Annotated in this window: 2 protein-coding genes (1 of these 2 only partly in view); both read left to right on the forward strand. The window is 62.0% G+C overall.

Features of this window, described 5'->3' with window-relative positions; all coding sequences use genetic code 11:
* Window positions 1-4,203: the final stretch of a non-ribosomal peptide synthase/polyketide synthase gene (locus IAI51_RS25120; protein ID WP_187680929.1), read on the forward strand. The gene continues 10,788 nt to the left of window position 1, outside the view; only the last 4,203 of its 14,991 coding nucleotides appear in the window; its start codon lies off the left edge, out of view; it ends in the stop codon at window positions 4,201-4,203.
* Window positions 4,204-4,267: 64 nt separating this feature from the next.
* Window positions 4,268-5,227: an alpha/beta hydrolase gene (locus IAI51_RS25125; protein ID WP_187680930.1), complete on the forward strand. Its 960-nt coding sequence runs from the start codon at window positions 4,268-4,270 to the stop codon at window positions 5,225-5,227.
* The last annotated feature ends 773 nt before the right edge of the window (window positions 5,228-6,000 follow it).

Here is a 6,000-nt window from a genome sequence, read left to right on the forward strand (position 1 = left end):
GAGCAGGCGCTGGTGGACATCTGGAAAGACGTGCTGGGCCTGGCGCAGGTCAGCACCACCGACAGCTTCTTCGCCCTCGGCGGGGACTCGATCATCTCGATTCAAGTGGTCAGCCGTGCCCGTCAGCGAGGCCTGGAACTGAGCCCGAAAGACCTGTTCCAGCACCCGACCATCGAGCAACTGGCGCAACGCGTCGCAAGCACCTCAGACGTACCGGTGGCCGCGCTGATCGACATGCCTCTGCACGGCTTGAGTGATGCGCAAATCGCGCAATTACCGCTGCCGCAGGATCAGTTGGCAGGGCTTTATCGCCTGTCGCCGATGCAGCAGGGCATGCTGTTCCTCGGCCTGAATTCGCCGGAATCGGATCTGTACGTCAACCAGTTGAGTGTGCCGGTGCAAGGCCTTGACCCCCTGCGCCTGAAAGCCGCTTGGGCAACGGTCAGCCGTCGCCACGACATCCTGCGTACCGGTTTCCTCTGGCAGGATATGGCCGAGCCGCTGCAATTCGTGCTCGCTGACCCGCAGTTGCCGATCAGCCTGCTTGACTGGCGCGAACAGGATCACTCGGCCGAAGCCTTGCATGCGTTGGCGGATAGCGAGCGGGCCAAGGGCTTCGATCTCGACCAGCCACCGCTGCAACGGTTGGCGCTGGTGCGGGTGGATGAGGACAGTTATCAGCTGATCTGGACCTATCACCACATCCTGATCGACGGCTGGAGCAGTTCGCAGTTGATCGGCGAAGTGCTGAGCCAATATTCCGGCAACCCGCTGGCCGACGCCGTTCCATATCGCCGCTACATCAACTGGCTGCAACAGCAAGACGCCAACGCCAGCGAAGGGTTCTGGCGTCAGCATTTGAACCTGCTCGACGAACCGACCTATCTGGCCGACGCCGTTACGCGTACTGGCAGCGGTCGTGGTCACGAGGCGCTATATAGCCGCTTGGGTGAGCAGCGCACCGAACAGCTCAAGGCTTTTGCGCAAGCTCAGCAAGTCACGCTGAACACCTTGGTGCAGGGCGCATGGCTGATGCTGCTCAGCCGTTACAGCGGTCAACGCTGCGTGGCCTTCGGCGCCACGGTGGCGGGGCGTCCGGCGAGTCTGCCGGCGTCGGAATCGATCCTTGGTCTGTTTATCAATACGCTGCCGGTGATCAAGGACGTGCCGGCCGAGCAAGCGGTGGGGCCGTGGCTGCGTGAGTTGCAAGACTTCAACCTGGAAATGCGAGAGCGCGAGTACACCCCGCTGACCGACGTCCAGCGTTGGGGCGGCCGCGCCGGGCAGTCGCTGTTCGACAGCATCATCGTGTTCGAGAATCACCCGATCGACCAGACATTGCGCGAATGGCGCGACGACTCGCTGAAGTTCGGCGAGATCAATAACTCTGGCCTGACCAACTTCCCGATGGACTTGATGGTCACGCTGGAAGAAGGTCTGGTGATCGAGTACATGTTCCTGCGCGAGCATTTCGACCGGGCGACGGTGGAAGGCATCCGCAGCAACATGGAAGGCCTGCTCGTTGCGTTGACGGAAGATGCGACGCAACCGCTGGGCCGCATCGGTCTGCCGACCGGTCAGGCATGCATCGCGCAGGCTTTGCCGGCTCCTTCGCAAGAACCGGCAGTGCACCAGCGCATCGCGCAATGGGCACAAGCGCATGCAGGCCAAACTGCATTGATCTTCAATGGCGAGACCTTCAGCTACGGCCAGATCGAGGCCCGGGCCAATCGTCTGGCCCATGCGCTGATCGCCGAAGGTGTCGGCCCGGAAATCCGCGTCGGTGTGGCCCTGCCACGCAGCGAAAACATGATCGTCGCGCTGTTGGCGGTGCTCAAGGCCGGAGGCGCTTATGTGCCGCTGGACGCGACGTATCCGCGCGAACGTCTGAGTTATCTGATGCGCGATTCCGGGATTGCGCTGTTGCTCAGTGATTCGAGTCTGCGTCAGGTGATGCCCGCGCAGGACAACCTGCATGTGCTGGAACTCGATCAGCTGGATTTGAGCGCTCAGCCAGCGGTGGCGCCACAGGTTGCGGTGCAACCGGGCAACCTCGCCTACGTGATTTATACCTCCGGTTCCACCGGCCAGCCGAAAGGTGTCGGTGTGGCGCATGGACCGTTGGCGATGCACTGCCAGGCCATCGGTCAGCGTTATGAGATGAGCGAAGCCGATTGCGAATTGCACTTCATGTCGTTCGCGTTCGATGGCGCGCACGAGCGCTGGCTGACCACCCTGACGCATGGCGGGCGCTTGCTGATCCGTGACGACAGCCTGTGGACGGCCGAGCAGACCTACAACGCTCTGCATGAGCATGGCGTGACCGTGGCGGCGTTCCCGCCGGTGTACTTGCAGCAACTGGCCGAACACGCCGAACAGCACGGTAACCCGCCGCCGGTACGGATCTACTGCTTCGGCGGTGATGCGGTGCCGGTGGCGAGTTTCGAACTGGCCAAACGTGCCCTCAAACCGCAGTACATCATCAATGGCTACGGCCCGACCGAAACCGTGGTGACGCCGCTGATCTGGAAGGCCGGTGCTGACGATCAGTGCGGTGCGGCCTACGCGCCGATCGGCAGTGTGGTCGGTGAGCGCAGCGGTTATGTGCTCGATGCCGACCTTAATCCGCTGCCGGCCGGCATTGCCGGTGAGCTGTACCTCGGTGGCGCGTTGGCTCGCGGGTATCTGGGACGTGCCGGCGGCACTGCGGAGCGCTTCGTTGCCAACCCGTTCAGCGCCGATGGCAGTCGCCTGTACCGTACCGGCGACCTGGTGCGCCAGCGTGAGGACGGCACCGTCGACTACCTGGGACGAATCGACCACCAAGTGAAAATCCGTGGTTTCCGCATCGAGCTGGGTGAAGTCGAGGCGCGTCTCAAGCAGCAGCCGGGCGTGCGTGACGCCGCCGTGGTGGCCCGCGAGGGTGTCAGCGGCAAGCAACTGCTCGGCTATGTGCTGGCTGCTTCCGATACCCCGGCAGACGGTTTGTGCGAACGCATGCGCGAGCAACTCAAGGCCAGCCTGCCGGATTACATGGTGCCTGCGCATTTGATGGTGCTTGAGCGCATGCCGCTGACGCCGAACGGCAAACTCGACCGCAAGGCCCTGCCGAACCCGGACGCTGAACAGCGTCTGGCGTACGTGGAACCACGCACTGAGCTGGAAAAAGCCTTGGCGAAGATCTGGCAGGACGTGCTGAAAATCGAGCGCGTCGGGCTCACCGACAACTTCTTCGAACTGGGCGGCGATTCGATCCTCAGTCTGCAAGTCGTGGCCCGCAGCCGTGTACTCAAGGCCCAGGGCCTGAGCCTGAAACTGCGCGACCTGATGCAGAAACCGAGCATCGCCGAACTGGTGGCCAGCGTGCAGGGCGCTGCTGAAAAAACTTCCGGGCTGCTGGCGATGAACGCTGAGGTCAAGGGTGTTGCGCCGCTGTTCTGCATTCACGCGGGCTTCGGCACGGTGTTCGACTACGAGCCATTGGCGCGCCGCTTGGGCGGTCGCCGTCAGGTGTTGGCGATTCAGTCGCGGATGTTGCTCGATCCGGCTTTCAACGATGTTTCGTTGCAGGACATGGCCAGCAATTACGTGGCGCAGATCCGCGAGAAACAGCCGCACGGGCCGTACCATCTGTTGGGCTGGTCGCTGGGCGGGACGTTGGCGATGTTGATGGCCGCGCAACTCGAACAGGCTGGTCAGACGGTCAAATTCGTCGGTCTGGTGGACAGCTTTGTGCCATCCGCCAAGGTCAACGAAGGGGCGGTGGATGATTGGCAGGCCGATCTGCGTGACTTCCTGCGGGTGACCCTGCCGGACGCCGCGCCGGGCTTGAGCATCGACGGCGAAGAAACGCCGCAGAACCTGCGTGCATTGTTCGCCGCGGCCATAAGCGCCGAACGCAGCGCCTCAACCTACGTGGCACTGGGCGCCGATGAACTGGCCCATGTGTTCAGCGTGGCGCGCCGGCTCAAGCAACTGTCGTTGCAACTGGATCGCTGTGCACCGCTGGTGGTCAATCCGATCTGCTGGTGGACCCTGGGGCGCGAAGAGGAGGCGATGGAACTGGCGGTGCAACTCGAACAGCCAGGCATGGGCGGCGAATGGCTCGACTGCGGGCACTTCCAGATCCCGCGCGATGAAACTTTCCTGTCCGAGGCTGAAGAAATGCTCGGCGAGATCGTTGAACCAGTAGCCATGTCCTGAACTTGCTCTGAACTTGAAAAACCGCTCGGGCGCCTGATGGCGTTCGACCGGTCTGGAGATTTGAATGTCGTTGAACCCTGATATCGCCGCGTTTCTGCAACTGGTCGGCAACGGCCGGGCCAGTGGCAAGCGCGTCGGCATGCATGAGCTGAGCCCGGCACAAGCCCGTGAACAATTCGATCAATCGTCGCTGTTGATGGATGCCGGTGGTGAAGAGCTGCAAGTGGTGGATGAACTGCAATTGCCCGTGCGCGACGGCACGCGCCTGAACGCACGGATCTACAGCAATCAGCCTTTGAATGCAGGTGCCGGTCGCCCGGCGCTGTTGTATTTCCATGGCGGCGGTTACGTGGTCGGCAGTCTCGATTCCCATGATTCGCTGTGCCGGGCTTTGGCTTCGATGGCTGATTGTGTGGTGCTTTCGGTGGCTTATCGCTTGGCGCCTGAGTTTCGCTTTCCAACGGCGGCCGATGATGCCCGCGATGCCTGGGATTGGCTGGTAGCCAGCGCGCAGGGTCTGGGCATCGACGCCGCGCGCCTGGCAATTGCCGGTGACAGCGTCGGCGGCAGCCTGGCCACGGTACTCGCCGCACAACTGGCGGATGCCGCCGTATCGCCGCGCTTGCAGGTGCTGATTTATCCGGTCACTGATGCCAGTCGCAGCACGCCTTCCATTGAGCAGTTCGGGGAAGGGTATCTGCTGGAAAAGGCTTCGCTGCAGTGGTTCTACGAGCATTATCAGCGTGATGCCTGCGATCGTCTCGATCCACGTTTCTCGCCGTTACTGGCTGAGGTCAACGCTAACGTCGCGCCCGTGCTGCTGGTCTTGGCCGAGTGTGATCCGTTGCACGATGAGGGCGTGGCGTATGCGCGTCACTTGCAGGCGGCCGGGGTTGAGGTGGAATTGAAGGTGTATGAGGGTATGACCCACGATTTCATGCGTATGGGCGCGATCATTGATGAGGCTGAAGAGGCGCAGCAGCATATTGCTGAGCGCTTGGTAGAGGTGTTTGCTGTGGCTTGAAGGGATGGGTGAATATCCGTTGCTGCGGTAACGGCTGATTAGGGTTCCGCCCTTACGGCGGGTCACTTTGGCAAACGCCCCAAAGTAACCAAAGGTCTGTGCCCTGACGTTCGGCCCTCGCTGTGGCTCGGGTTCCTTCGCTCCGGGATCGATCCGGGGGCATCGCCTCCGGTTTGCTTCGCTGCACCTCCTCTCGATGTGTTTGGCTTCGCCAAACGGTCGCTGCGCTCCCACCCCCGGATCAATCCCTCCACTCAGCCTGCCGACGGGCCTTCAGATCAAGAGCTTTACTCGAGCTAACGCTCATTGTGTTGAGTGGGGCGGCATGCGCCGCGTGAGGGGTGTACTCAATTCCTTGTGGGAGCTGGCTTGCCAGCGATGGCGGCCTGACAGCCGACCAAGCACTGGCGGGGCGACTCATTTCCTGTAGGAGCTGCCGAAGGCTCGGGCCGCAATCGGGCGATCTTTTGATCTGCTTTGGATTTGGCTTTTGATCTTGCTCTTCAGCCCATCGGCAGGCCGAGCGGAGGTGTTCATCAGGGGGTAGGCGCGCAGCGCCGTGCGGCGAAGCCGCACACATCGAGAGGAGGTGCAGCGAAGCAAACCGTAGGCGATGCCCCCGGATGGGCACCGTAGCGAGGGAACACTGAGCCTCAGCGAAGTGCCGTACGTCAGGGTAAAGCCTTTTGGGTTACCTTTTCGGCGTTTCGAAAAGGTGACCCGCCGTAAGGGCGGAACCCTAATCAGCAACACCCGCAGCAACGGATATACAC

Origin of the sequence: Pseudomonas sp. N40(2020) (assembly GCF_014472415.1) — a bacterium.
In the GTDB taxonomy this organism is placed as follows: domain Bacteria; phylum Pseudomonadota; class Gammaproteobacteria; order Pseudomonadales; family Pseudomonadaceae; genus Aquipseudomonas.

Excerpts from the sequence above, each read along its gene's own strand:
- IAI51_RS25125 (WP_187680930.1), top strand. The coding sequence starts at position 4,268 with ATGTCGTTGAACCCTGATATCGCCGCGTTTCTGCAACTGGTCGGCAAC.